We start from the raw sequence: 21331 nt of genomic DNA on the forward strand, positions 1-21331 counted from the left end.
TGACATGGGTGGATTGATCGTTACACTTCTCGTGATCTGGCTGATCCTCGCCGTCCTCGGCCTCGTGCTCAAGGGCCTGTTCTGGCTGACCGTGATCGGCGCGATCCTGTTCGTCGGGACCGCCGTGATGGGATTCGTGCGCCGACGGACGTAGGACGCCAGGCTTCCCGACGCGACGACAACACAGGGTTCGATGTGTGGGTACCGAACTCACCATGGAGCTACGCGCGCTCTAGCGGTACACGAAGTCGCCGGCCTCCTGGACGTTCGCCCTCGCCGGCGCCGTGATCGGCAGTGGCTTCCCGTGCTCACTCAGCGTCGTGGTCATGACCAGCTTCGGACCGTCGCGCTGCGGCAGCTCGATGTGGATCGAGACCACCCGGCCCTGGTCGTCGGTCGTGGCCGTGAACGGCGCCATGCCCGCGAACACGAACAGGGCGTGCGAGCCGAGCGGCAGGAACTCGTCGCTCGAGACGGGGTCGAAGTTCCCCGAGTACGCGTGCGGGCCGCCGCGTTCCACGAAGCCGAGTGCGGACGTGAACGTCGCCAGACCGGTCGGATCGGTCATGTCGAAGTACGCCAGGAGGTTGTCCTTCTTCACTCGGGACAGGTCCATGTGCACCCACGTCTTCGCGCCGCCCGGGCGCAGGTAGGTGTCGGCGCCGACGACTATTCGCTGGGTCGTGCCCGCGGCTGTGCCGCCGGTCGTCGTGGTCGTCACATCGAGGACCTTCCCGACAGGGTCGAAGGCGCCGGTCGCCGACACGCTGCTGTTCTCGGGGAGGTTGCTCTCCACCGTGTACCGGTACGGCGCGGCCTGGGTCCGCTTCAGCGCGGCGACGAGATCGTCCTTGGCCGGCGTACCGGTCGGTGACGGCGCGACCGTCGAGGTCGGGTTGGACGCCGCGACGTTCACTCCGTCCGCACCGCGGCCGGTGCAGCCGCTGGTCAGGAGCAGCGCGCCGGTCAGAGCGAGCGCGAGCGTACCGATGGTGAGCGACCGCACGAAAGACCCCTCGTTTTCCCCCGACGGCGGGGTGAGGATATCGAACGAGGCCTGTTCCGCGCAGGCCGGTTTACCTCAGCGAACGAAAGCGTTGCGGCGGCGGCACCCCCGGCGGCGTACCGGTCGACCCTGCGCCACGGGCTGCCCGGCGCTTCTGGGCCAGCCGGGTGAGGAAGATCAGCGCGCCGGCCAGGACGCCCATGTCGTCGAGGTAGATCGGGTCCGGAAGCAGGTCGACCGGAAGGATCGCGTACACCAGCGCGCCGTAGAACGCGACCTTGCCCGACGCGCCGAGCGCGTCCAGCATCTTGCGGTAACGCCACACCTTGATCGCCAACAGGATGGCTCCGACGAGCGCCGCGACGGCCACCACGCCGCCGAGCACGATGACCGCGATCCATGCTTCCCGGGACATACCGCCACGGTAACGGAGTCCCGGCTGTCGGCGTCGACCACGGATCGACGAATCGTGCAATCACGTCAACCAGCACCCGACCGTGACGATACTCGCGCTGCCCTTCCCACTGCCCGATCGTCGTGGAGCTGCTCAACCTGCGGGTACAGGCTCGTAGCAGCGCAGCAACGACGTGGTGCCGTCTGACACGTGAAGGCGTTGTGACGGGTCGGGAGGGATGTGCACCTCCGCGCGCTTTGCTCTGCTCCCGGGCGGGCAACACCTGTAGCGGGGCGACAGGTGCTGCCTATCCGGGAGCAGAGCAAAGCGTCGCGCAGCACCCATATGCGCGACCCGCGACGGAGCGGCGATGAGCGCCGCCCGGGCCCGGCACTACGCGGCGGTCGCCGGCTGGGAACCGACCTCCACCACCCACTCCGTGGAGTCGCAGCCCATACACCGGGATGAAACCTGCGTTTCACTTGATCATCGACTAGCTGATCCGTAGCATGCGTTTCACAATCCCGCCCTCGATCATCGAAAGGCTCTGCGTGAGTACGGATCTCCTGCAGCTTTACGGCCAGTGGCAGCAACGACTCGCGGAAGAGCTGCCGGCAGCGATCGAGCTGCGCCACCGTATTCACGCCGAGCCCCGGCTCTCCCATGACGAGTGGGACACCGCACGGCTCGTCGCTGACGCCCTCGGCGGGTCCGACGCCCCGGCGAGCTCAGGCGCGCCGGAGATCGCCGGGGCCAGCCGGATCGTGCGGATCGGGCCGAGCACCGGGCCGTCGATCGCGCTCCGCGGTGAGCTCGACGCGCTGCCGATCCGCGAGGAGACCAACGCCCCGTGGAGTTCGGCCAACGGCGCGATGCACGCCTGCGGGCACGACGTGCACCTGGCGGCCCTGGTCGCGGTCGCCCGCGCGGCCCACTCACTGTCGTTGCCCGGCGCGCTACTCGCCGTCCTGCAGCACTCCGAGGAGACCTTCCCCTCGGGCGCGTACGAACTGCTCGAGGCCGGGGCGTTCGAGGGCCACGACGTCCGCGCCTTTCTCGGCGTTCACCTGCAGCCGCGCCTCGCCGAAGGCATCGTGGCGGCCACGGCGGGGCCGGTGAACGCGTCCAGCGACGAATTCGAGATTGTCGTCGAGGGGCGCGGGGGCCACGCCGGCTACCCGCACCTCACCCGGGACCCGGTCGTCGCGCTCGCGAACGTCGTGGTCGCGCTCCAGCAGATCGTCGCCCGCAACGTGGACCCGACCCGGGCGGCGGTCCTCACCGTCGGCACCCTGTCGGCCGGGTCGGCGCCCAACGTGGTGCCGGGTCGCGCCGAGGCGCGGGGTTCGCTGCGGGCTCTGCACCCCGACGACCGCGCGTTCCTCCACCGCCGACTGGTGGAGGTCAGCGAGCAGGTCGCGGCGGCGCACGGCTGCCACGCGGAGGTGCGCCTGACCAGCGGGGAGCCGGCGTTGGTCAACGACCGCCGGCTGGCCGAGGCGTGTGAGCCGTGGCTGGCGAAGTCGGGGTTCGTGCCCGGTGAGGCGTTCCGGTCCTGCGGCGCGGACGACTTCGCGTACTACGGCGAGGCCGGCCCGACGCTCATGCTGTTCGTCGGTACCGGAAGCGGCGCGGACGACAGCCCGGGCCTGCACCACCCGCGGTTCCTGCCGTCGGACCTGGCCGTGCACCACGTGGCTCAGGCGATGATCACCGCAGCGCTCGCCGCCTTCCAGGACCTGACGGAGGGCGGGGCTGCGATCCCGGGTGCGACACCGGGCGCCCGATGACGGATCGGCCCGGAAATCTGATCAACCGGGCCTTCTCAGGAAAGCCTCTAACAGATATAACTACGTCGTCCGTACGGCAGAACTGTAACAACTGAAACAGCCCTAAGACCCCGTCTGACCTGGAGTTCCGATGGCCACCCCGAAGTCCCTTCCCGTGATGCCTGCGAGCGAGGCGGAGGCTGTCACCGAGGCGCTGCGCGCTGCCGGGGTCCGTCTCGTCGTCGGCGCGGTCGTCGATTCCGCCGGGGTATCGCGGGGCAAGCAGGTGCCGGTGGGCCGGGCGGGTTCGCTGCACCGGTCCGGCGTGGGCGCCTCGAGTACCTGGGCGGTGTTCTGCGCGGACAACGGGATCGCGATGACCCCGAGGATCGGGGCCGTCGGCGACCTGCGACTGCGGGCCGACCTCTCAGCGGCGGTTGATGTCGGCGGCGGGCTCGCGTGGGCCCCCGCAGAGGTCTTCACCCAGGACGGTGAGCCGTCGCCGGTCTGCTGGCGCGGCTTCCTGCGCCGGCAGCAGGCGGCGGCTGAGGCGCTGGGCCTCGAGGTGCTGGCGGCCGGGGAGATGGAGTTCTCGCTGCTGCCCGCGCGACCGGACAGCGCCGTCACCGGCCCCTGGGCGGCGTACGGGCTGGGGCCGGCGCTCGACCACGAGCAGTTCCTGCTCGACCTCGAAGCCGAGTTCGACCGGGCGCAGCTCGGCCTCGAGCAGTTGCACGCCGAGTACGGCGGCCGCCAGTTCGAGTTCTCGCTGACCCCGGCCGACCCGCTGCACGCCGTCGACAAGCTCGCGCTCGCCAGGTTCCTGCTGGGCCGTACCGCGCGCCGCCACGGGCTGGCCGTGTCGCTGTCGCCCAAGCCGTTCGTCGACGGGGTCGGTAACGGCGCCCACCTGCACATGTCGTTCCTTCGCGACGGCGAGCCGCTGCTGTCGGCCGGGGACGGCCCGCACGGCATCACGCCGGAGGGCGGCTCGCTGATCGCGGGCATCGTCGAGCAGTTGCCCGAGCTCACCGGCCTGCTCGCGCCGTCCGTCCTGTCCAGCCTGCGACTGCAGCCGGGGATGTGGTCGGGCGCGTACGCCTGCTGGGGGCTGGAGAACCGGGAAGCCGCCGTCCGGCTGTGCGCGGCGACCCAGGGCAACCCGTACGGCGCGAACATCGAGGTCAAGTGCGTCGACCCGGCCGCGAACCCGTACATCGCCGCCGGTGCGATCCTCGCCGCGGCGCTGGACGGCCTGCGCGAGGGTAAGCCGCTGCCGCCGGAGGTCACCGTCGCGCCCGCAGACCTCACCGACGAAGAGGCCAAGCGGCTCGGCGTGGTGCAGCTACCGGGTACGCACGCCGAAGCCCTCGACGCGCTGGAGCGGTCCGCGGCGGCCAAACGCCACCTCGGCGAGGAGCTCCTCGAAGCCCTGGTGGCCGTCCGCCGCCACGAGCAGGCCGAGTACGGCGACGCCGCCATCGAGACCACCGTGGACCGTTTGCGCTTTGCCTGGTCCGTCTGACGAAACCCGTCCACCCCCACAACCCCGGTAAGGAGCGAGGCCATGAGCACAGGTTCCACGAGTCGCCGCAAGCTGAAACTGTGGGAGGCGCTCGCGCTCTCCCTGGGTCTGATGGGCCCGACGCTGGCGATGGGCGGCAACGGTCAGGGTCTGATCGACTCGGTGGGTAAGGCCGTCCCGCTGGTCTTCGTACTCGGCTGCATCGGAGTCGGGCTGGTGGCCTACGGCTTCGTCCGGCTCACCCGCTACTACAACCACTCCGGCAACGCGTACGCCCTCGTCGGCGCGACGATCGGTCCGCGCGCCGGATTCTTCGCCGGCTTCGCCCAGCTCGGCACGTACCTGTTCTTCTCGATCTGTACGCTCGCGGCGCTCGGCGCCTTCACCAACGCCCTGCTCGCCGCCGCCCAGCCGGACAGCAAGGACCCGTTCCAGCTGCCCTGGGTGGTGACCGCCCTGATCGGCCTCGCGCTGTCGGCGTTCCTGAACACCCGCGACACGAAGACGGTGGCGCGCGCCCTGCTCGTGATCGAGGGCATCGGCATCGTCTTCATGATCGTGCTCGCGTTCGTCATCATCGGCAAGGGCGGCGCGGACTCGACGGGGCTGGACGTCTCGACGTTCACGCTGTCCGGGGTCAGCGTCCAGGCCGTCATGGGCGCCGTCGTCGCGGCGTTCCTGTCCTGGGCCGGGTTCGAGGCCTGCGCCTCGCTCGGTGAGGAGACCGACAACCCGCGCCGCAACATCCCCCGGGCGCTCAGCGGTGCGGTACTGCTGACCTCCGTACTGTTCGTGTTCGTCATGTTCGCCCAGATCATCGGCTTCGGCACCGACAGCAAGGGCCTCGAGGCGTTCAAGGGCTCAGGCAACACCCTCGGCGCGCTCGGCCAGAGCTACATCGGTCTGTGGTTCGGACTGGTCATCCTGTTCACCGCGGTGATGTCGGCGTTCGCCTCGCACCTGTCCTCGGCCGCCACCGCAAGCCGGATGGTCTACGCCCTCGCCCGCGACGGCTTCGGCCCGAAGTCGCTGGCCGAACTGGACCCCAAGCACGGCAGCCCGCGCAACGCGCTCTGGGTGGTGCTGGCCGTCACGGCCGTCGTGGACTTCATCTCCTGGGCCTCCGACCGCCCGCAACTGGGCACCGGAGACGCCGCGCTCGACTCGTACTTCTACTTCGCCATCATCGGCACCGTCTGCCTGATGTTCACGTACCTGATGGTCGAGGTCGGCGTCATCCGCTTCATCGCCACCGGCCGGGTCGCCATCCCGCGCTACGAGATCGTGGTGCCGATCCTGGGCGTCGGCGTGATCGCCGCCGCCTTCTACTTCAACGTCAAGGGCCAGGACAGCCTGCTCAACTCGCCGTACATCGCGTTCGCCTGGTGCGCCGTCGGTCTGATCATCGTGCTCGCCGCGCCCGGTCTGGCCCGGCGCATCGGCACCACGCTCACCGCGGAGCTCGGCACCCACGCCAACGGCCAGCCCGCCCCCGCCGCGAGCCAGGAGGCCTGATGACCAGTTCGCTCTACGAGCGCGACGCCGCCGTCGTCGCAGGCATCGAGAAGCTCCGCTTCTTCCCGCTCGCCGTCACCGAAGGCGAGGGCTCGTGGCTGGTCGAGGAGGGCGGCCGCCGGCTGCTCGACCTGAGCGCCACCTGGACCGCCTGCGGTCTCGGGCACGGCCACCCGGCCGTCACCGAGGCGGTGACCCGGGCGCTGCGCAAGCCGCCGGGTGCCGGCGGGCTTTCGGCCGTCCATCCCGACTCGGTCGGCTTCGCCGAGGAGCTGCTCGCCCTCACCCCGGGTACCGGTGACCGTCGGGTCTACTTCGGACACGCCGGCAGCGACGCCAACGACGTCGTGCTGCGGGCGTGCCGGCACGCCACCGGACGGCGGCGGATCGTCACGTTCGAGCACAGCTACCACGGCGGGGTCGGCGTGGCGATGGGCGTCTCCGGCGTGCACATCGACGCCGGCGCCGACGCCGAGCCCGGGCTGTACCTCGCGGCGTACCCGAACCCGTTCCGCCCGCACGCGGACGGGCCGGACCCGGTCGAAGCCAGCGTGGCGGCGTCCCTGGCCGAGATCGAGCGCGAGCTGAGCAGGGGCGACGTCGCCTGCGTGATGGTCGAGCCGATCCTGTCCGACGGCGGGCTGGTCGTGCCGCCCCGCGGTTTCCTGCGGCGCCTGCACGAGGTCTGCCGTCGCCATGACGTGCCGCTCGCGTGCGACGAGGTCAAGATGGGCCTCGGCCGCCCCGGCGTGCTGCACGCGTTCCAGCTCGACGACGTCGTACCGGACATCATCACCTTCGGTAAGGCGATCGGCGGCGGGCTGCCGCTGTCCGCGGCCGTCGGCCCCGCCGCGATCCTGGACGGTCCGGAGGCCTCCGCGCTGCTGACCACCGCCGGCAACCCGATCTGCACCGCGGCCGGGCGGGCCGTGCTCCGCACACTCATCGCCGAGGACCTGCCCGGGCGGGCCGCGGCGCGCGGCGAGCGGTTCCTGGCCGGCCTGCGCAAGCTCCAGCAGGAGCTGCCGACCATCGGCGACGTGCGCGGTCACGGGTTGGCCATCGGGCTCGAACTGGTCACCGACCGCGAGACCAACACCGCGGACCGCCGCGCCGCCCAGAAGGTCGTCTACCGGGCCTGGCAGCTCGGTGCGGTGGTCTTCTACGTCGGTGGCAACGTCCTGGAGATCACCCCTCCGCTCGTCATCACCGACGAGGAGGTCGACCTCGCCGTGGAGATTCTCGGTACGGCGATCGCCGACGTCGCGGCCGGTAAGGTGCCCGACGAGCTCGTAGCCCCGTTCGCAGGATGGTGACAGTGGAAAAGCTGACCGACGCCATCGAGAAGCTCCCGCTGGTCGACCATCACGTACACGGTGCGCTCGCCGGAGCCGTCGACCGGGCCACCTTCGAAGTGATGATCACCGAGTCGAGCGTGCCCGCCCCGGCGGGGACGACGCACTTCGACTCCCAGGTCGGCTTCTCGATCCGCCGCTGGTGCGCGCCGCTGCTCGACCTCGCGCCGCACTGCTCCCCGGAGGAGTACCTGGCCCGCCGCGACGAGCTGGGAAACGACGAGGTCAACCGGCGACTGCTCGCCGCCACAGGCGTCGACCGGTACCTCATCGAGACCGGGTACCAGGGCGACGCCACCCTCGGGCTCCAGCAGATGGCTACCGCCGGCCGGCGACCGGTGCACGAGGTGGTACGCCTCGAGGCGGTCGCGGAGGAGGTGGCACGTTCCGGTGCCGACGCGGCAGGGTTCGCCGCGACCGTGCGCGAGCGGCTGGCCGACTCCGCCACGACGGCGGTCGGGTTCAAGAGCATCGTCGCCTACCGTCACGGGTTCGACGTCGACCCGTCCCGCCCCGCCGACGTGGAGGTCGCGCGGGCGGCCGACCGGTGGCTGCGCGAGGTGGGCACGACGGGCACCGCGCGGGTCGCCGACCCGGTCCTGCTGCGGTTCCTGCTGTGGCAGGCCGTCGACCTGGGCAGGCCGTTGCAGTTGCACGTCGGGTACGGCGACGCCGACCTCGATCTGCACCGCAGCAACCCGCTGCTGCTGACCGAGTGGCTGCGTCAGGTGCAGGGGCGTCTCGACGTCCTGCTGCTGCACTGCTACCCGTTCCACCGCGAGGCGGGGTACCTCGCTCAGGTCTTCCCGCACGTGTACTTCGACGTGGGACTGGCGCTGAACTACGTCGGGGCGCGCAGTACGGCCGTGGTCGCGGAGTCCCTCGAACTCGCGCCGTTCGCGAAGCAGCTGTACTCCTCGGACGCGTGGGGGCCGGCCGAGCTGCACTACCTGGGGGCGCTGAACTGGCGGCGCGCCATGACGCGCATCCTGGGACAGTGGGTCGACGACGGCGAATGGTCGCTCGACGACGCCGTACGGGTCGCAACCATGATCGGCAGTACCAATGCCCGCCGGGTCTACGGTCTGCCCGAGAGCTGAGAAGAGGATCAGTGGCCGGCAGTCGCAACGGCGCTCCCGCCGACGAGCAGCGGCCGACCGTGGCGCAGCAGACGCGCAGCAGCATGCAGGAGTTCAGCGCCGCCGAACGCAAGGTCGCGCGCGCCCTGCTCGCGGAGTATCCGGGCGCAGGCCTCGACACCGTGGCGAATCTGGCGGGGCGGGCGGGTGTCAGCGCGCCCACGGTGCTGCGCTTCGGTCGGCGCCTGGGCTATCAGGGGTTTCCCGAGTTGCAGGCGGCGTTGCGGGCCGAGTTGGCGCGCCGCTCGTCCGGGCCGTTGGCGCGGTTCGACGCTCGCCGCCCCGCGGGCTCGGCGTCCGAACTGGTGCGTCAGGAGGCGGACGCACGCGGCCGGGCGGTGGCCGCCTCCTTGGAGGCCATCACGCCGTACGAGATCGACGCTGCGGTAGCCCTCACCGCGGACAGATCCCGGCGGGTCACGCTGGCGGGTGGCCGCTTCAGCCATGTCCTGGCGGAGTACCTGGAGCTGTACCTGCAACAGTTGAGACCCAAGACGCGGCTGCTGGACAGCTCGCCGCCGCGGCGCGTCGCCCAGCTCCTGGATGTCGGGCGCAACGACGTGTTCGTCCTGTTCGACTACCGGCGGTACCAGCGCGACATCGTCAGCCTGGCCGAACAGGTCCGGGGCCGGGGCGCCTCGGTCGTCCTGTTCACCGATCCGTGGCTGTCGCCCGCCGCCGCCCACGCCGACGTGGTCCTCCCCACCGGCGTCGACTCCCCGTCCCCCTTCGACAGCCTGGCGGCGGGGTTCGTCCTCGTGGAGATCATCGCCTCCGGGGTGCTCGCAGTCCGCGGGGACGCCGCGACGCAGCGCATGCGCGACTGGGACAGCTACGACAGCTGGCAGTACCTGCCCTGAACTGTGACGGTTATCGACCCGAGTCGGCTGTTACGGTCGGATCGGACGCCGACGACCCCACCTCGGTGGCCGTCATGCCGTTCGTGGTACCCCTCGCTCGGCAAGCTCCTGCGCCGCGACCTCCGCGACCTCGGCGCCGAAGACGCCGAGGTCGCGGAGGTGAGCGCCCGGGAGGCGGTGCCTCCGGGCCCTGGTTTCGTAGGAGTTGGACTAGCGGGAGTTGGCGGCGGAGCCGGGCACCGGCACTGAGCCGGGCGTACCCGTGTCGCCGAGCGCGATGTCGCGGTCGATCCGCTCCCCCGCCAGGTCGATCCGGGTGGCCACCGGCGCGTAGCCGCTGGCCGTGAGGGTATACCGGCCGGGCAGCAGGTCGCCGAACTCGTACCGGCCGTCCGCACCGGTCGTGATCGATCCGGCCACGTTGCCGTAGCCGTCCATCAGGACCACCGACGCCTCCGCGACCGGCTGGCCGGTGCGCGCCGCCCGGACCGTACCGGTGACCGTGGCACCCGCGTGCAGCACCACGTCGACGCGGTGCGACCCGACGCCCTCGACGGTGACGCCGCGCGCGAGCGGGCGGGCGCCGTCGGCCGTCGCCGTGAGCACGTACTCGCCGGGGTACAGGTCGGCGAGGACATACTCGCCGTCCGGGCCGGTCACCGCCGCGCCGACGACCTCGCCGCGGGCATCGGTGAGGGTCACCGTCGCGCCGCCGATCGGCTCGCCGCCGTGGCGGAGCACCCGCCCCTCGATCAGGCTCGCACCGGCCAGCACGATGTCCCGCCGGACGTCGCCGGTGCCCACCACGACCATCGACGCCACGGGTTCGTGGTTGTCGGCCGCGCAGATCAACAGGTACGTGCCACCCGTCGGCAGCCCGAGCCGGTACTGGCCGTCGGGCTCGGTGACGCCCCGCGCGACCTGGCGGCCGGCGAAGTCGGTGACCGTCAGGACCGCCGCGGCGATCGCGCGCCGGTCCGGGCCCTCGACGCGGCCGGTCACTGCGGGACCGTCGCTCGGCGGTGCGACCGCGACGGGGTCCAGGCCGATGGCGGCGTGGGCGGCCTGGTACGGCGCGCCGTTGGCGGCCGCGCCCGGCGCCGGCTTCGGCCCGGCACCCTCGGCCGGGGCCGGGGTGGCGAGGTCGACGCTGGAGCGCAGGGTGATGCGGGGCAGCGCCAGGGCGGCGAGGACGCTGAGGACGGCGACCACGGCCGAGATCAGGAAGACGTGGCCGATGCCGTCGCCGTAGGTGGCGCGGATGATGGCCACGATCGGCTTCGGCAGGGCGTGCAGGTCCAGGGTGCCGGTCTGTGCGCCGCCACCGCCGGCGGGGACCCGGATGCCGGCCTCCGCCATGCGCTTCGGGATGTCCGTGGCGACCCGGTCGGCCAGCACGGCGCCGAGCACCGACACGCCGATGGTGCCGCCGAGCGAGCGGAAGAACGTGACCGTGCCACTGGCCGATCCGATGTCGCGCAATGCCACGGTGTTCTGCACCGCCAGCACCAGGTTCTGCATGGTCATGCCGACCCCGATGCCGACCAGCGCCATCGCGACGCCGATGTAGACCAGCTTGGTGGCGTGGTCGATGGTGGCCAGCCCCGCGAAGCCGACGACGAGAACGATGGCGCCGGTGACGATGAACGGCTTGATCTTGCCGCTCTTGGTGATCAGAAGTCCGGCGATCGTCGACGCGACCAGGATGCCGGCCATCATCGGGATGGTCATCAGGCCGGCCTTGGTCGGGCTGTAGCCGCGGGCGATCTGGAAGTACTGGCCCAGGAAGACCGAGCCGCCGAACATCGCCATGCCGATCGCCACGCTGGCCACGATCGCCAGGGCGGGGGTGCGCTGCACCACGATGCGCAGTGGCACGATCGGCTCGGAGACCCGCGCCTCCACCAGCACGGCCAGGGCGAGCAGCACCACGCCGCCGCCGACCATCGCCGCGGTCTGCCACGACAGCCAGGCGAAGTTGTGGTGCACGAAGGTGACCCAGATCAGCAGCACGCTGACGCCGGCCGCGATCAGCGTGGCGCCGAGGTAGTCGATCCGCGCGTCCGGCCGGCGGACGGTCTTGAGGTGCAGGGTCTTCTGCAGCAGGACCAGGGCGACGAGGGCGAACGGCACGCCGACGTAGAAGCACCACCGCCAGCCCAGCCACGAGGTGTCGACGATGACGCCGCCGAGCAGTGGGCCGCCGACCGTGGCCAGGGCCATGACGCCACCGAGGTAGCCGTTGTAGCGGCCGCGCTCGCGCGGCGGGATCATCGCCGCGATGACGACCTGGACCAGCGCCTGCAGGCCGCCCATGCCCAGGCCCTGGAACGCGCGGGCGGCGATGAGCTGCGGCGTGTTCTGCACGATCCCGCAGAGCACCGAGCCCAGGATGAACATGACGATGGCGATCTGTACCAGCGCCTTCTTGCTGAACAGGTCGGCGAGCTTCCCCCAGATCGGGGTCGAGGCCGTCGACGACAGCAGCGCCGCGGTCACCACCCAGGTGTACTGGCTCTGCGTGCCGTGCAGCGCCCCGATGATCTGGGGCAGCGCGGTGGCCACCACCGTGATGCTGATCATCGAGACGAACAGGACCAGCAGCAGACCGCTGAGTGCCTCCATGATCTCGCGGTGACTCATCGCCTCGGTATCGGGTGGCGCGGTCCTCGCCTCGGCTGGTGCGGTGGTCGCTGCTGTCACAGCGCTGCCTCCAAGGTCGGTGTGTTGTGGTCGGATGGATCACCGGTACGGGCGTGCGGCGCGGGCCGCCCGGCGTTCCGGTCGAGATAGGTCGTCGCGCCGTCGACGAAGCGGGTGAGCGCGGCGGTGAAGGCCTCGATCTCCGGGCCGGTCCAGCCCCGCAGCGCGCCCGCCAGCAGGTCGGCCTGCTGGCGCTCGATGTCGGCGAGGGCCGCCGCCCCTTCGGCGGTGAGGGTGAGGATGCTGGCCCGGCCGTCGGCCGGGTCGGCGGTACGCTCCACGAGCCCCCGGCTCACCAGGGCCGTCACCACCCGGCTGATCGTGGACGCGTCCAGCCCGCACCGTGTCGCCAGTTCCTTGGCGTGGCAGACCTCGCGGGTACCGGCTCGCCGGAGCGCCGACAGCACCCCGGTCATCCCCGGCTGCACCTGGGTCTGGGTCGCGGGTACGGCCAGCCGCTGGCGAGCGATCCGGGCCACCCTGATCAGGGCGCGTAGCTGCTCCCCCAGGTCGGACTCCGATGCCGCCTCGGTCATGCGGGTCGCCGCCCGGGCGTATTGACTGCTTGTCTCACGCAACTAACCATACATGCTTAGCGAGAAACTTTTCTCTTTGAGTATCTTTTCTCACTGAGCTACTGTGAGCCGTGATGAACAGCCCAGGTCTGCGCGAGCGCAAGAAGGCCGCCACGCGGCGGGCCCTGCACGAGGCCGCCTTGCGGCTGGCGGTGGAGCGTGGCCTGGACAACGTCACCGTCGAGGCGATCGCCGACTCCGTCGACCTCTCCCGGCGCACCTTCTCCAACTACTTCGCCGGCAAGGAAGACGCCGTGCTCTACGGCTTCGAGCAGGGGCTGGGGACGCTGCTCGAGCTGGTACGGGTCCGGCCGGCCGAGGAGCCCACGTGGACGGCGCTCCGGAACGCCTTCCACGACCTCGGCCCGCAGTACGGCGAGCGCGGGCCGGAGTGGCTGACCGAGATTCGGCTCATCCGCCAGCACCCCTCGCTGCTGGCCCGCCAACTCGCGGCGATCGCCCACTTCGAACGCGACCTCGCCCAGACCATCGCGGAACGTCAGGCCGACCCGATGCGCGCCCGGGTCATGGCCGCCACGTTCCTCACCGGCATTCGCCTTGGTACCCAGCTCTGGCTCGACGAACCGCGGACCCGGCCGCTGACCGACGTCGTCGACGACGTGCTGGACGAGATGAGCGCGCAGTTCCGCTAACGTACGGTTGTGGATCAACTGACTGACCTTCTCGTCAGGGCCGCCGAGCAGGCGGCCGCCTACCGGGCCTCGCTGGCCGACCGCCAGGTGGCCGCAACGGCCGACCCGGCCGCGGTCCGCGCCGCCTTCGGCGGCCGGATGCCGGCGGGCCCCACGGCACCGGAGAAGGTGCTCGACGAGCTGCTCGCCGCGGCGGAGGGCGGCCTGGTCGCCACCGCCGGGCCCCGGTTCTTCGGCTTCGTCATCGGCGGTGCGCTCGCCTCGGCCACGGCCGCCGACGTCCTCGCCGCCGGCTGGGACCAGTGCGCCTTCAACGCCGTCCTGGCACCGGCGGCCTCCGCGGCCGAGGAGACCGCCGGCGGGTGGCTCAAGGAACTGCTCGGCATCCCGGCGTCGGCGTCCGTCGGGTTCGTCACCGGCGCCCAGGCGGCCAACACCGTCGGGCTGGCGGCGGCGCGCCACCACGTCCTGGCCGAGGCCGGTTGGGACGTCGAGCGGAAGGGACTGCACGGGGCGCCGCGGGTACGCGTCATCGCGGGCGAGGAGCGGCACGCGACCGTCGACCGGTCCCTGCGGCTGCTGGGGTTCGGCTCCGACGTCGTGGAGCCGGTACGCGCCGACGCCAACGGGGCCATCGACGTCGACGACCTGGCCAGGGTCCTGGCGGCCGGCCCGAGCGGCCCGACGATCGTGTGCCTGCAGGCCGGCAACGTGAACACGGGCGCCTGTGACGACCTGCACGCCGCCTGCGACCTCATCCACCGCCACGGCGGATGGGCCCATGTCGACGGGGCCTTCGGGCTGTGGGCGGCCGTGAGCCCGAGCACCCGGCCTCTGGTCGACGGCGTGGAACTGGCCGACTCGTGGGGCTGCGACGGCCACAAATGGCTGAACGTGCCGTACGACTCGGCGTTCGCCTTCTGCTCCCGGCCCGACGTGCACGTGGCCGCGATGTCGTACACCGCCTCGTACCTGACGGGCTCCGGAACGGTGCCGGGCGTCTCCGACTACACCGCGGAGTCCTCACGGCGGGCCCGCGGCTTCGCCGTCTGGGCGGCGCTGCGGGAACTGGGCCGCGACGGCATGGCCGACCTGGTGGAGCGGAACTGTCGACTCGCGCGCCGCTTCGCCGACGGACTGGCGGAAGCCGGCATCGAGGTGGTCAACGACGTCGTACTCAACCAGGTACTGGTCAGCTTCGGCGACGACGCGCGCACCGACGAGGTCATCGACGCGATCCAGCGCGACGGCACCTGCTGGATGGGCGGTACGACCTGGCGCGGCCGTCGACTGATGCGCATCTCGGTGTCGAACGTCGCCACCACCGACGCGGACGTGGACCGCTCGGTGGCGGCGATCCTGCGCATAGCCGGCGCTTGACGGCGGAGCCGACGCGCCTGACGACGGGGCCCGCCGGGCCTGACCGGCGCACCTAGGGAGTCCCCTTTAACCTACCCGCGCCGTTTGCATCCACCATTTTCTATCTATCGAGCCAATGGCAGCATCTGCCTACCGGCAAGCGTTCAATCCCGAACGCCCCGCGTGAATTCCCTCCCCGGAGGTTCACGTGAGACTCACAAGGTCCCCCCTCCGCCGCGCCGCGGTCGCCGTCGCGGCCGCCGGGCTCATCTCCGGCGTGCTGGCCGCCCCGTCCATGGCCCAGGCATCCCCACCCGCCAAGGTGTTCACCGCGGCCGACGCCGACGCCGCCCAGAAGCTCGCGGACTCCCTCGGCGCCAAGTCGGCCGGCAGCTACCTCGACACGGCCACCGGCACCATGGTCGTCACCGTCACGGACGCGGCCACCGCCACGACCGTCCGCGCCGCCGGCGCCACCCCCAAGATCGTCAAGTACGGCTCCGCGCAGCTGAACAGCGCCACCGCCGAACTCGACCGCACCGCCAGGATCCCGGGCACCGCCTGGTCGGTCGACCCCCAGACCAATCAGGTCGTGGTCGAGGCCGACAGCACCGTCACCGGCGCCAAGCGCGCCCAGCTCGACGCGGCCGTGGCCCGCCTCGGCGGCATCGTCCGCGTCGCGCCCATGGCCGGCACCCTGAGCACGACGATCTCCGGCGGCGACGCCATCTACACCGGCGGCGCCCGCTGCTCGCTCGGCTTCAACGTACGCAGCAGTTCCGGCGTCTACTACTTCCTGACCGCCGGCCACTGCACCAACATCGGCTCGACCTGGACCAACGGCAGCACGACGATCGGCACCCGCGCCGGCACCAGCTTCCCCGGTAACGACTACGGGATCGTCCAGTACACCAACACGTCGATCTCGCACCCTGGCGCCGTCGGCTCGCAGGACATCACCAGCGCCGGCACCCCGGCCGTCAACCAGACCGTGTACCGCCGCGGCAGCACCACCGGCATTCACAGCGGCCGGGTGACGGCGCTGAACGCGACCGTCAACTACGCCGAGGGCTCCGTGTACGGCCTGATCCGCACCACGGTCTGTGCCGAGCCCGGCGACAGCGGCGGCTCGCTCTACGCCGGCACGACCGCGTACGGGCTCACCTCCGGCGGCAGCGGCAACTGCTCCTCCGGCGGCACCACGTTCTTCCAGCCCGTCACCGAACCGCTCGGCGTGTACGGCGTGAGCGTCTACTAGACCCCATTCCGGCAGTTCCCACCGTGAAGGGTGCCTTCCCCACCGGAGGGCACCCTTCGCGCGTCACTCCTCGGCCGGGCGCAGGTCGGTGAAGCCGGTGGAGCGCGACACGACGGCGGCGAGCAGTCCGGCGACGGCCAGGGCGTTGGTGATCCGGCCGGTGCGCACCTCGCGTACGGCCTCGTCCAGCGGCGTCCAGCGGGTTTCGAGCTCGCCCTCGTCGGCGTCGCGCTCGTGCTCGCCCTCGGCCGGGCGCACGTCCCTGGCCAGGAAGACCCGTACCCGCTCGCCGGTCATGCCCGGGGTGGTGTGCAGGTCGACCAGGGTGTGCCAGTCCCGTGCCGCGCAGCCGGTCTCCTCTGCCAGTTCCCGCCGGGCGGCCGCCAGCATCGGCTCGTCGGGCCGGTCGAGCAGGCCGGCGGGCAGCTCCCACAGTTCGGCGCCGACCGGGTGGCGGTACTGGCGCAGCAGCAGCACCCGGCCCTGTCCGTCGAGCGTGACCACGGCGACGGAGTCGGGGTGGTCGACGACCTCGCGTACGACTGTGCGACCGTCGGGCTGCCGCAGCGTGTCGCGGTGCACGGTGATCAGCTTTCCTCGATAGACGACCTCGCGGTCGACGAGTTCGGGCGCGGCCATGACCGCTGGGTACCCGATCGTCGCCCGCCTATCCCGCATGTACCTTGATCGTCTTCAGCTCCGGATCGGCGCGTTCTCGACCGTGGCCTCGATGAATTCACCGCTGGCCAGGTACGACAGGTACGACTGGACCGCCCGACCTTCTCGTCCAAAAGGGTTATTGCGCGGCATAACCGCACCGATCGCAGTAACCTACGGTGATGCGTCGCCCCCGGACTCCGTCACCCCGGCACGCCGCCTGGCTGGCGCTCGTGGCGCTGGCCGTCTGCGCCGGCTGCGCGCGGCCCCCCGCGAAATGGGCGGCGGCGGACCCGGCCGCCCGACCCGCCCCGGTGGCTTCGCCGTCGGCGGAGGCCGTCCCGCCGGCCGTCGAACCCGCCGCCGACCTGCCCGTCATCACCTACGACCGGGCACCCGCGGGCTTCCCGGCCGACCCCGAGCCGCTGTCGACCGCGGCACTGCGCGAGGGCGTGCACCCGACCCGTACGATCGCCGCGTACGACGCGCCCGGCGGACAGCCCCGCGCCTTCCTGGCCCCGACGATCAGCGGTGTCGAGGTGACGATGCCGGTCGTGCAGCGCCGCTCCGGCTGGACGGCGGTGCTGCTTCCGTCGGCCAACCGGACGATCGCCTGGATACCGCCCGGCGACGGCTGGACCACCGTGCCGCTACGGGACCAGATCGTCGTGTACCGGAGCAGCCACGAACTGAGGTGGCACCGCGACGGCGCGCTGGTGCGGTCGTGGCCGGTGACCCTGGGGACGCCGAAGACCCCGACCCCTCTCGGCCGGACCTTCATCCTGGGGCGCTCGACCCTGCCCGGCGCGGTGTACGCCGGTACCGACGTCTTCGCCCTGGGCGCCGTGCCGGACGAGCCGGACGCCGTCCCCGCCGGCCTGCGCGGCGCCCACATCGGCCTGCACACCTGGTACAACGACCAGACGCTCGGCGCGGACACCACCGACGGGTGCATCCGCCTGACCAGGACGGGCCAGCAGCTGCTGCTCCAGGAGCTCGTACCGGGTACCGAGATCCTCGTCCTGAACTAGAGCCGGTTGGGCACGTCGTACGAGGCGGCCGGCGTCGCGTTCGCGTACCAGCGCCCGGCGCTGCTGCGCAGGATGTGCTTGACCAGGTCCCGTGCGGCGATCTTGGCCACCACCGCCGCGCCCTAGACTTGTGACGGTGCGCGCGCCCTCGCCGTACGGAAAGGTCGTGACCGATGCCGAGGCCCCACTCCGCGCTGAGGCTCGTCGACGTGGCCGCCGAGGCCGGCGTGTCGCTGGCCACCGCGTCCCGCGCCCTGGCGGGCCGGGACGGCGTCAGTGAACGGCTGGCCGCGCACGTCCGGCGCGTCGCCGGCGAGCTCGGCTACGTGGCGAACATGCACGCCCGCTCGCTCGCCGGCGGCTCGACCTCGACGGTGGGCCTGATCGTGCACGAGATCGGCGACCCGTACTTCTCGGAGATCGCCAGCGGCGTGCTCCGGCTGGCCGGCACGGAGGACCGGATGGTCCAGATCTGCCACTCCGGCCGCGACCCGGAGGTCGAGCTGCGGCAGATCCGGATGCTGATCGCCCACCGCGTCGGCGTCATCATCGTCGCCGGCTCGGGCTACACCGACCCGGCGCTGCAGGCGGAGTCCAAGGCCGAGCTGGCGGCGTTCCAGGAGGCCGGTGGGCGGGTCGCGGTGATCGGCCGGCACCACGTCAGCGCGGACGCCGTGCTGCCCGACAACGAGGCGGGCGGCCGCGCGGTCGCCGAGCACCTGCTGTCGCTGGGGCACCGCCGGATCGCGATCGTCTCGGGACCGGGCGTCCTGACCACGGTGACCGACCGGCTGGCCGGGATCGCCGCCGCGCTGGAGCGCCACGGGCTGCGCCTGGCGGACCTGCCGGTGGTGCAGACCGACTTCACCGGTAGCGGCGGTCGGCTGGCCGCGGCGGAGATCCTGCGCGAGTACCCCCGGACGACCGCGATCATCGCGCTCAACGACGCGATGGCGATCGGCGTGCTCTCCACCCTGCGGGCGCACCGGGTGGCCGTACCCGAGCGGATCTCCGTCGCCGGGTTCGACGACGTCTCCGTCGCGGCGGACCTCAACCCCGGCCTGACCACGGTCCGGCTGCCGATGACGCAGATGGGCGAGCTGGCGCTGGAGCTCGCCCTCAAGCCGCCGGTGGCCCGGCCGCGTCGCAAGGGCACCGGCCACGAGCTGGTCGTACGCGACTCGACCGGCCCGGTGCCGAGCTGACAGCGCCGGGTTCGCCGGCTACGGCGCCGTCGCGGTCAGCACGTCGACCGCCCGCTTCCGCACGACCGACTCGTCCACGTCCACCCCGAGGCCCGGGCCGGTCGGTACCCGCGCGACCCCGCCGTTGACCTCGACGGTCGCCCCGGTGGCGTATGCGGAGTCCACGAACTGGCGCCCGTTGAGGTCGACCGGGGTGTCGATGCCGTACGCGGCGAACAGGTGCAGCGAGGCCGCCAGACCGAGGTCGGAGTCGGTGAGCCCGGAGCCCATCAGCCGCACCCCGCTGTCCTCGGCCAGGGAGCACAGCCGGCGAGACAGGGTCAGCCCGCCGCTGCGCTGCACCTTCGCGATCGCCACGTCCACCGCGCCCAGTTTGACGAAGGTGGCCAGGTCGCTGGGGTGGCGCAGGCTCTCGTCGAGGGCGACCGGTACCGGTGACGCGTCGCGCAGCCGGCGCAGCCCGGCGACGTCGTTGGCGGGCAGCGGCTGCTCGAACGCGGTCACCCCGAGCTCGGCCATGCTCCGCGCCATCCGCAGCGCCGCGTCCACCGTGTACCCCTGGTTGGCGTCCACCCACAGTGGAGCGTCCGGGGCGGCGTCGCGGACGGCGCGGACCACCGCGGTGTCCTCCCGCTCGGTGTGCAACCCAATCTTGACCTTGAAGGCCCGGTACCCGAGGTCCAGCCCCTCGGCCACGCAGTCGGCGACCTCCGCCGCGGTCTGGCCGGACACGATCCAGCCCAGCTCGATCTGCTCGGTGCGGCGCTGCCCCCACAGCACCCCGACGGGTACCCCGAGCGCCCGGCCGAGCAGGTCGTGCAGCGCGACGTCGACGGCGGACTTGGCCAGCGGGGCGCCGATGCTCAAGCCCCGGTTGATGGCCCGGTCGAACGCGGTCGTCACGCCGTCGAGATCCCAGCAGGGGCGGCCGAGTACGGCCGGCGCGAGGTACCGGTCGATGGTGGTGACGATGGACTCGGCGGTCTCGTACGTCCATGCCGGGATCGGGGTCGCCTCCCCCCAGCCGGTGACGCCGTCCGCGCTGACCTTGACGAGGACGCGGATGCTCGGCCGGCCCGCGACGGCGACCGACCCGCCGGACACGCCGAAGGACCGCAGGGTCGGCAGCGCGACGGCGAACGTCTCGACCCGGTCGATCGTGAGCCCGGCGAGAGCGGCGGTGGAGACGGTCACGGGGACACCTTTCGAGTGCTCGATCTGATGACGACTTCGCCGGCCATGCGGTGGATCCGGCGGCGGCGCCCGGGGTTCTCGGTGAGCGCCAGCTCCATCGCCCGCTCCCCCAGCTGCGGCAGCGGCAGCGCGACGGTGGTCAGCGGTGGCGTCAGGTCCCGCACGATCGGGATGTCGTCGAAGCCGGCGACCGATACATCGTCGGGCACCGACAGCCCATGCTCGCGCAGGGCGGAGAGCGCCCCGATCGCCATCACGTCGGTCACCGCGAACACGCAGGTCGCGTCCAGCCCTCTGGCCAGCAGTTCGGACATCGCCGCGTAGCCGCCGTCCCGGGTGAAGGGTGCCTCGACGACGTCGGCGGGGCGCAGCCGTACGCCGGCCTTCTTCAGTTCGTCCCGGAAGCCGCCGAACCGGTCGGACACGGTGGTCAGCGCCTGCGACCCGGTGAGCACGGCGAACCGGCGGTGTCCCAGGTCCAGCAGCGACCGGGCCATGGCGGCGGCGCCCGCCCTGTTCTCCGGCAGAACGCTGTCCACCTTCAGGCTGCGGTGGCGGCTCACCACGGCCACCCGGCCGCCACCGGCCAGGTACGGGTCCAGCTCGGCGTCCAGCGCCCGCTCCCAGTCCGGGTCCTCGAACCCCGAGCCGATCAGCAGGATGGCCGCGGCGCGCTCGGCGCGCAGCATCGACACGTACGCGATCTCGCGCTCGGGCTCGCGGAACGTGCTCGCGAGCATGACCAGCATTCCGTTGTCGCCGGCGACGCGCATGATGCCGCCGGCGACCGCGGCGAAGTACGGGTCGCTGACGTCGTGGCAGATGACGCCGACGGTCCGGTGGGTCGCCCCGGCGAGCGCCCGGGCGTGCGCGTTCGGGGTGTACGCGAGCTCCTCCGCGGCCCGCAGCACCCGCTCGCGCAGGTGCTGCCGTACCGGTGCGGTGCCGTTGAGCGCCCTCGACGCCGTGGCGAGCGAGACCTCGGCGGCCCGGGCCACGTCCTCCAGCGTCACATGGGTCCGTGCCTGCATGACCCTCCCTGGAGAAGTTCTTGACCGGCCCACCCGGTGTGACTACCGTAACAGCCTGAAAGCGCTTACTGAAAGCGCATTCAGAATGACTGTTCCGCCGAC

Annotated in this window: 19 protein-coding genes and 1 pseudogene; 12 read left to right on the forward strand and 8 right to left on the reverse strand. The window is 71.8% G+C overall.

Features of this window, described 5'->3' with window-relative positions; all coding sequences use genetic code 11:
• Window positions 1-13 precede the first annotated feature (13 nt).
• A complete protein-coding gene (locus Pme01_RS15035) occupies window positions 14-154 on the forward strand; it encodes a hypothetical protein (protein WP_203935637.1) in 141 nt (46 codons plus the stop codon).
• 78 nt (window positions 155-232) lie between these two features.
• Here Pme01_RS15035 and Pme01_RS15040 read toward each other — a convergent pair whose 3' ends face one another.
• Both Pme01_RS15040 and Pme01_RS15045 read right to left on the reverse strand, forming a co-directional pair.
• Window positions 233-1006 (reverse strand): hypothetical protein, encoded by a 774-nt coding sequence (locus Pme01_RS15040; RefSeq protein ID WP_168115880.1) that lies wholly within the window; start codon window positions 1004-1006, stop codon window positions 233-235.
• A gap of 70 nt (window positions 1007-1076) precedes the next feature.
• The gene (locus Pme01_RS15045) at window positions 1077-1421 is read right to left on the reverse strand and encodes a DUF1232 domain-containing protein (RefSeq protein ID WP_168115879.1); all 345 of its coding nucleotides are present in this window, start codon (window positions 1419-1421) and stop codon (window positions 1077-1079) included.
• Window positions 1422-1951: 530 nt separating this feature from the next.
• On the opposite strand from Pme01_RS15045, the gene Pme01_RS15050 reads away from it, so the two are divergent.
• The 6 genes from Pme01_RS15050 (at window position 1952) to Pme01_RS15075 (ending at window position 9563) form a co-directional block, all read left to right on the forward strand.
• Window positions 1952-3190 (forward strand): M20 metallopeptidase family protein, encoded by a 1239-nt coding sequence (locus Pme01_RS15050; RefSeq protein ID WP_239088239.1) that lies wholly within the window; start codon window positions 1952-1954, stop codon window positions 3188-3190.
• A 130-nt stretch (window positions 3191-3320) separates the two neighbouring features.
• On the forward strand, window positions 3321-4694 hold the full coding sequence (locus tag Pme01_RS15055) for a type I glutamate--ammonia ligase (protein WP_203935638.1): 1374 nt from the start codon (window positions 3321-3323) through the stop codon (window positions 4692-4694).
• 42 nt (window positions 4695-4736) lie between these two features.
• Window positions 4737-6209, forward strand: a complete 1473-nt coding sequence (locus Pme01_RS15060) for an APC family permease (protein WP_168115877.1) — start codon at window positions 4737-4739, stop codon at window positions 6207-6209.
• Window positions 6209-7525, forward strand: a complete 1317-nt coding sequence (locus tag Pme01_RS15065; protein WP_168115876.1) for an aspartate aminotransferase family protein — start codon at window positions 6209-6211, stop codon at window positions 7523-7525. The genes Pme01_RS15060 and Pme01_RS15065 overlap by 1 nt, the downstream gene beginning before the upstream one ends.
• Before the next feature lie 2 nt (window positions 7526-7527).
• Complete coding sequence (locus Pme01_RS15070; protein ID WP_239088240.1) at window positions 7528-8664, forward strand: amidohydrolase family protein; 1137 nt, start codon at window positions 7528-7530, stop codon at window positions 8662-8664.
• 11 nt (window positions 8665-8675) lie between these two features.
• Window positions 8676-9563 carry a MurR/RpiR family transcriptional regulator gene (locus Pme01_RS15075; protein WP_168115874.1) on the forward strand — a complete coding sequence of 296 codons (888 nt, stop codon included), beginning with the start codon at window positions 8676-8678 and terminating at the stop codon, window positions 9561-9563.
• A 210-nt stretch (window positions 9564-9773) separates the two neighbouring features.
• Here the strand turns inward: Pme01_RS15075 and Pme01_RS31015 are convergent, their stop codons facing one another.
• From Pme01_RS31015 to Pme01_RS15085, 3 genes and pseudogenes are all read right to left on the reverse strand, one after another.
• Window positions 9774-10565, reverse strand: coding sequence for an MSCRAMM family protein (locus Pme01_RS31015; protein WP_239088251.1), 792 nt, complete (start codon window positions 10563-10565; stop codon window positions 9774-9776).
• 81 nt (window positions 10566-10646) lie between these two features.
• Window positions 10647-12206: pseudogene (locus Pme01_RS31020) on the reverse strand (MDR family MFS transporter); the annotation flags it as partial.
• Between the two features lie 56 nt (window positions 12207-12262).
• Window positions 12263-12802 (reverse strand): MarR family winged helix-turn-helix transcriptional regulator, encoded by a 540-nt coding sequence (locus tag Pme01_RS15085; protein WP_203935640.1) that lies wholly within the window; start codon window positions 12800-12802, stop codon window positions 12263-12265.
• 113 nt (window positions 12803-12915) lie between these two features.
• On the opposite strand from Pme01_RS15085, the gene Pme01_RS15090 reads away from it, so the two are divergent.
• The 3 genes from Pme01_RS15090 to Pme01_RS15100 all read left to right on the forward strand — a co-directional run bounded on the left by Pme01_RS15090 (window position 12916) and on the right by Pme01_RS15100 (window position 16111).
• Window positions 12916-13494, forward strand: a complete 579-nt coding sequence (locus Pme01_RS15090) for a TetR/AcrR family transcriptional regulator (protein WP_168115873.1) — start codon at window positions 12916-12918, stop codon at window positions 13492-13494.
• A 9-nt stretch (window positions 13495-13503) separates the two neighbouring features.
• Window positions 13504-14874 carry a pyridoxal phosphate-dependent decarboxylase family protein gene (locus Pme01_RS15095; protein ID WP_168115872.1) on the forward strand — a complete coding sequence of 457 codons (1371 nt, stop codon included), beginning with the start codon at window positions 13504-13506 and terminating at the stop codon, window positions 14872-14874.
• A 187-nt stretch (window positions 14875-15061) separates the two neighbouring features.
• On the forward strand, window positions 15062-16111 hold the full coding sequence (locus Pme01_RS15100; RefSeq protein ID WP_168115871.1) for a S1 family peptidase: 1050 nt from the start codon (window positions 15062-15064) through the stop codon (window positions 16109-16111).
• Between the two features lie 63 nt (window positions 16112-16174).
• Here the strand turns inward: Pme01_RS15100 and Pme01_RS15105 are convergent, their stop codons facing one another.
• Entirely contained in the window at window positions 16175-16750 is a 576-nt protein-coding gene (locus Pme01_RS15105; protein ID WP_239088241.1) for an NUDIX domain-containing protein, read from the reverse strand.
• A gap of 200 nt (window positions 16751-16950) precedes the next feature.
• Here Pme01_RS15105 and Pme01_RS15110 point away from each other — a divergent pair, with 200 nt between their 5' ends.
• Window positions 16951-17799 (forward strand): L,D-transpeptidase family protein, encoded by an 849-nt coding sequence (locus Pme01_RS15110; RefSeq protein ID WP_168115869.1) that lies wholly within the window; start codon window positions 16951-16953, stop codon window positions 17797-17799.
• Window positions 17800-17972: 173 nt separating this feature from the next.
• The gene (locus Pme01_RS15115; protein ID WP_168115868.1) at window positions 17973-19004 is read left to right on the forward strand and encodes a LacI family DNA-binding transcriptional regulator; all 1032 of its coding nucleotides are present in this window, start codon (window positions 17973-17975) and stop codon (window positions 19002-19004) included.
• A gap of 18 nt (window positions 19005-19022) precedes the next feature.
• Here the strand turns inward: Pme01_RS15115 and Pme01_RS15120 are convergent, their stop codons facing one another.
• Both Pme01_RS15120 and Pme01_RS15125 read right to left on the reverse strand, forming a co-directional pair.
• Window positions 19023-20198, reverse strand: a complete 1176-nt coding sequence (locus Pme01_RS15120) for a mandelate racemase/muconate lactonizing enzyme family protein (protein ID WP_168115867.1) — start codon at window positions 20196-20198, stop codon at window positions 19023-19025.
• Window positions 20195-21229, reverse strand: coding sequence for a LacI family DNA-binding transcriptional regulator (locus Pme01_RS15125; RefSeq protein ID WP_168115866.1), 1035 nt, complete (start codon window positions 21227-21229; stop codon window positions 20195-20197). Before Pme01_RS15125 ends, Pme01_RS15120 begins: the two co-directional genes overlap by 4 nt.
• Window positions 21230-21331 lie beyond the last annotated feature (102 nt).

The sequence above is a fragment of the Planosporangium mesophilum genome (assembly GCF_016863255.1).
Taxonomy (GTDB): domain Bacteria; phylum Actinomycetota; class Actinomycetes; order Mycobacteriales; family Micromonosporaceae; genus Planosporangium; species Planosporangium mesophilum.

What these genes read in the sequence shown, in the direction of transcription:
- Pme01_RS15125 (WP_168115866.1), bottom strand. Translation starts at nt 21,229, where the DNA reads ATGCAGGCACGGACCCATGTGACGCTGGAGGACGTGGCCCGGGCCGCC.
- Pme01_RS15060 (WP_168115877.1), top strand. Translation starts at nt 4,737, where the DNA reads ATGAGCACAGGTTCCACGAGTCGCCGCAAGCTGAAACTGTGGGAGGCG.
- Pme01_RS15065 (WP_168115876.1), top strand. Translation starts at nt 6,209, where the DNA reads ATGACCAGTTCGCTCTACGAGCGCGACGCCGCCGTCGTCGCAGGCATC.
- Pme01_RS15045 (WP_168115879.1), bottom strand. Translation starts at nt 1,421, where the DNA reads ATGTCCCGGGAAGCATGGATCGCGGTCATCGTGCTCGGCGGCGTGGTG.
- Pme01_RS15105 (WP_239088241.1), bottom strand. Translation starts at nt 16,750, where the DNA reads ATGGCCGCGCCCGAACTCGTCGACCGCGAGGTCGTCTATCGAGGAAAG.
- Pme01_RS15115 (WP_168115868.1), top strand. Translation starts at nt 17,973, where the DNA reads ATGCCGAGGCCCCACTCCGCGCTGAGGCTCGTCGACGTGGCCGCCGAG.
- Pme01_RS15055 (WP_203935638.1), top strand. Translation starts at nt 3,321, where the DNA reads ATGGCCACCCCGAAGTCCCTTCCCGTGATGCCTGCGAGCGAGGCGGAG.
- Pme01_RS15085 (WP_203935640.1), bottom strand. Translation starts at nt 12,802, where the DNA reads ATGACCGAGGCGGCATCGGAGTCCGACCTGGGGGAGCAGCTACGCGCC.
- Pme01_RS15090 (WP_168115873.1), top strand. Translation starts at nt 12,916, where the DNA reads ATGAACAGCCCAGGTCTGCGCGAGCGCAAGAAGGCCGCCACGCGGCGG.
- Pme01_RS15110 (WP_168115869.1), top strand. Translation starts at nt 16,951, where the DNA reads ATGCGTCGCCCCCGGACTCCGTCACCCCGGCACGCCGCCTGGCTGGCG.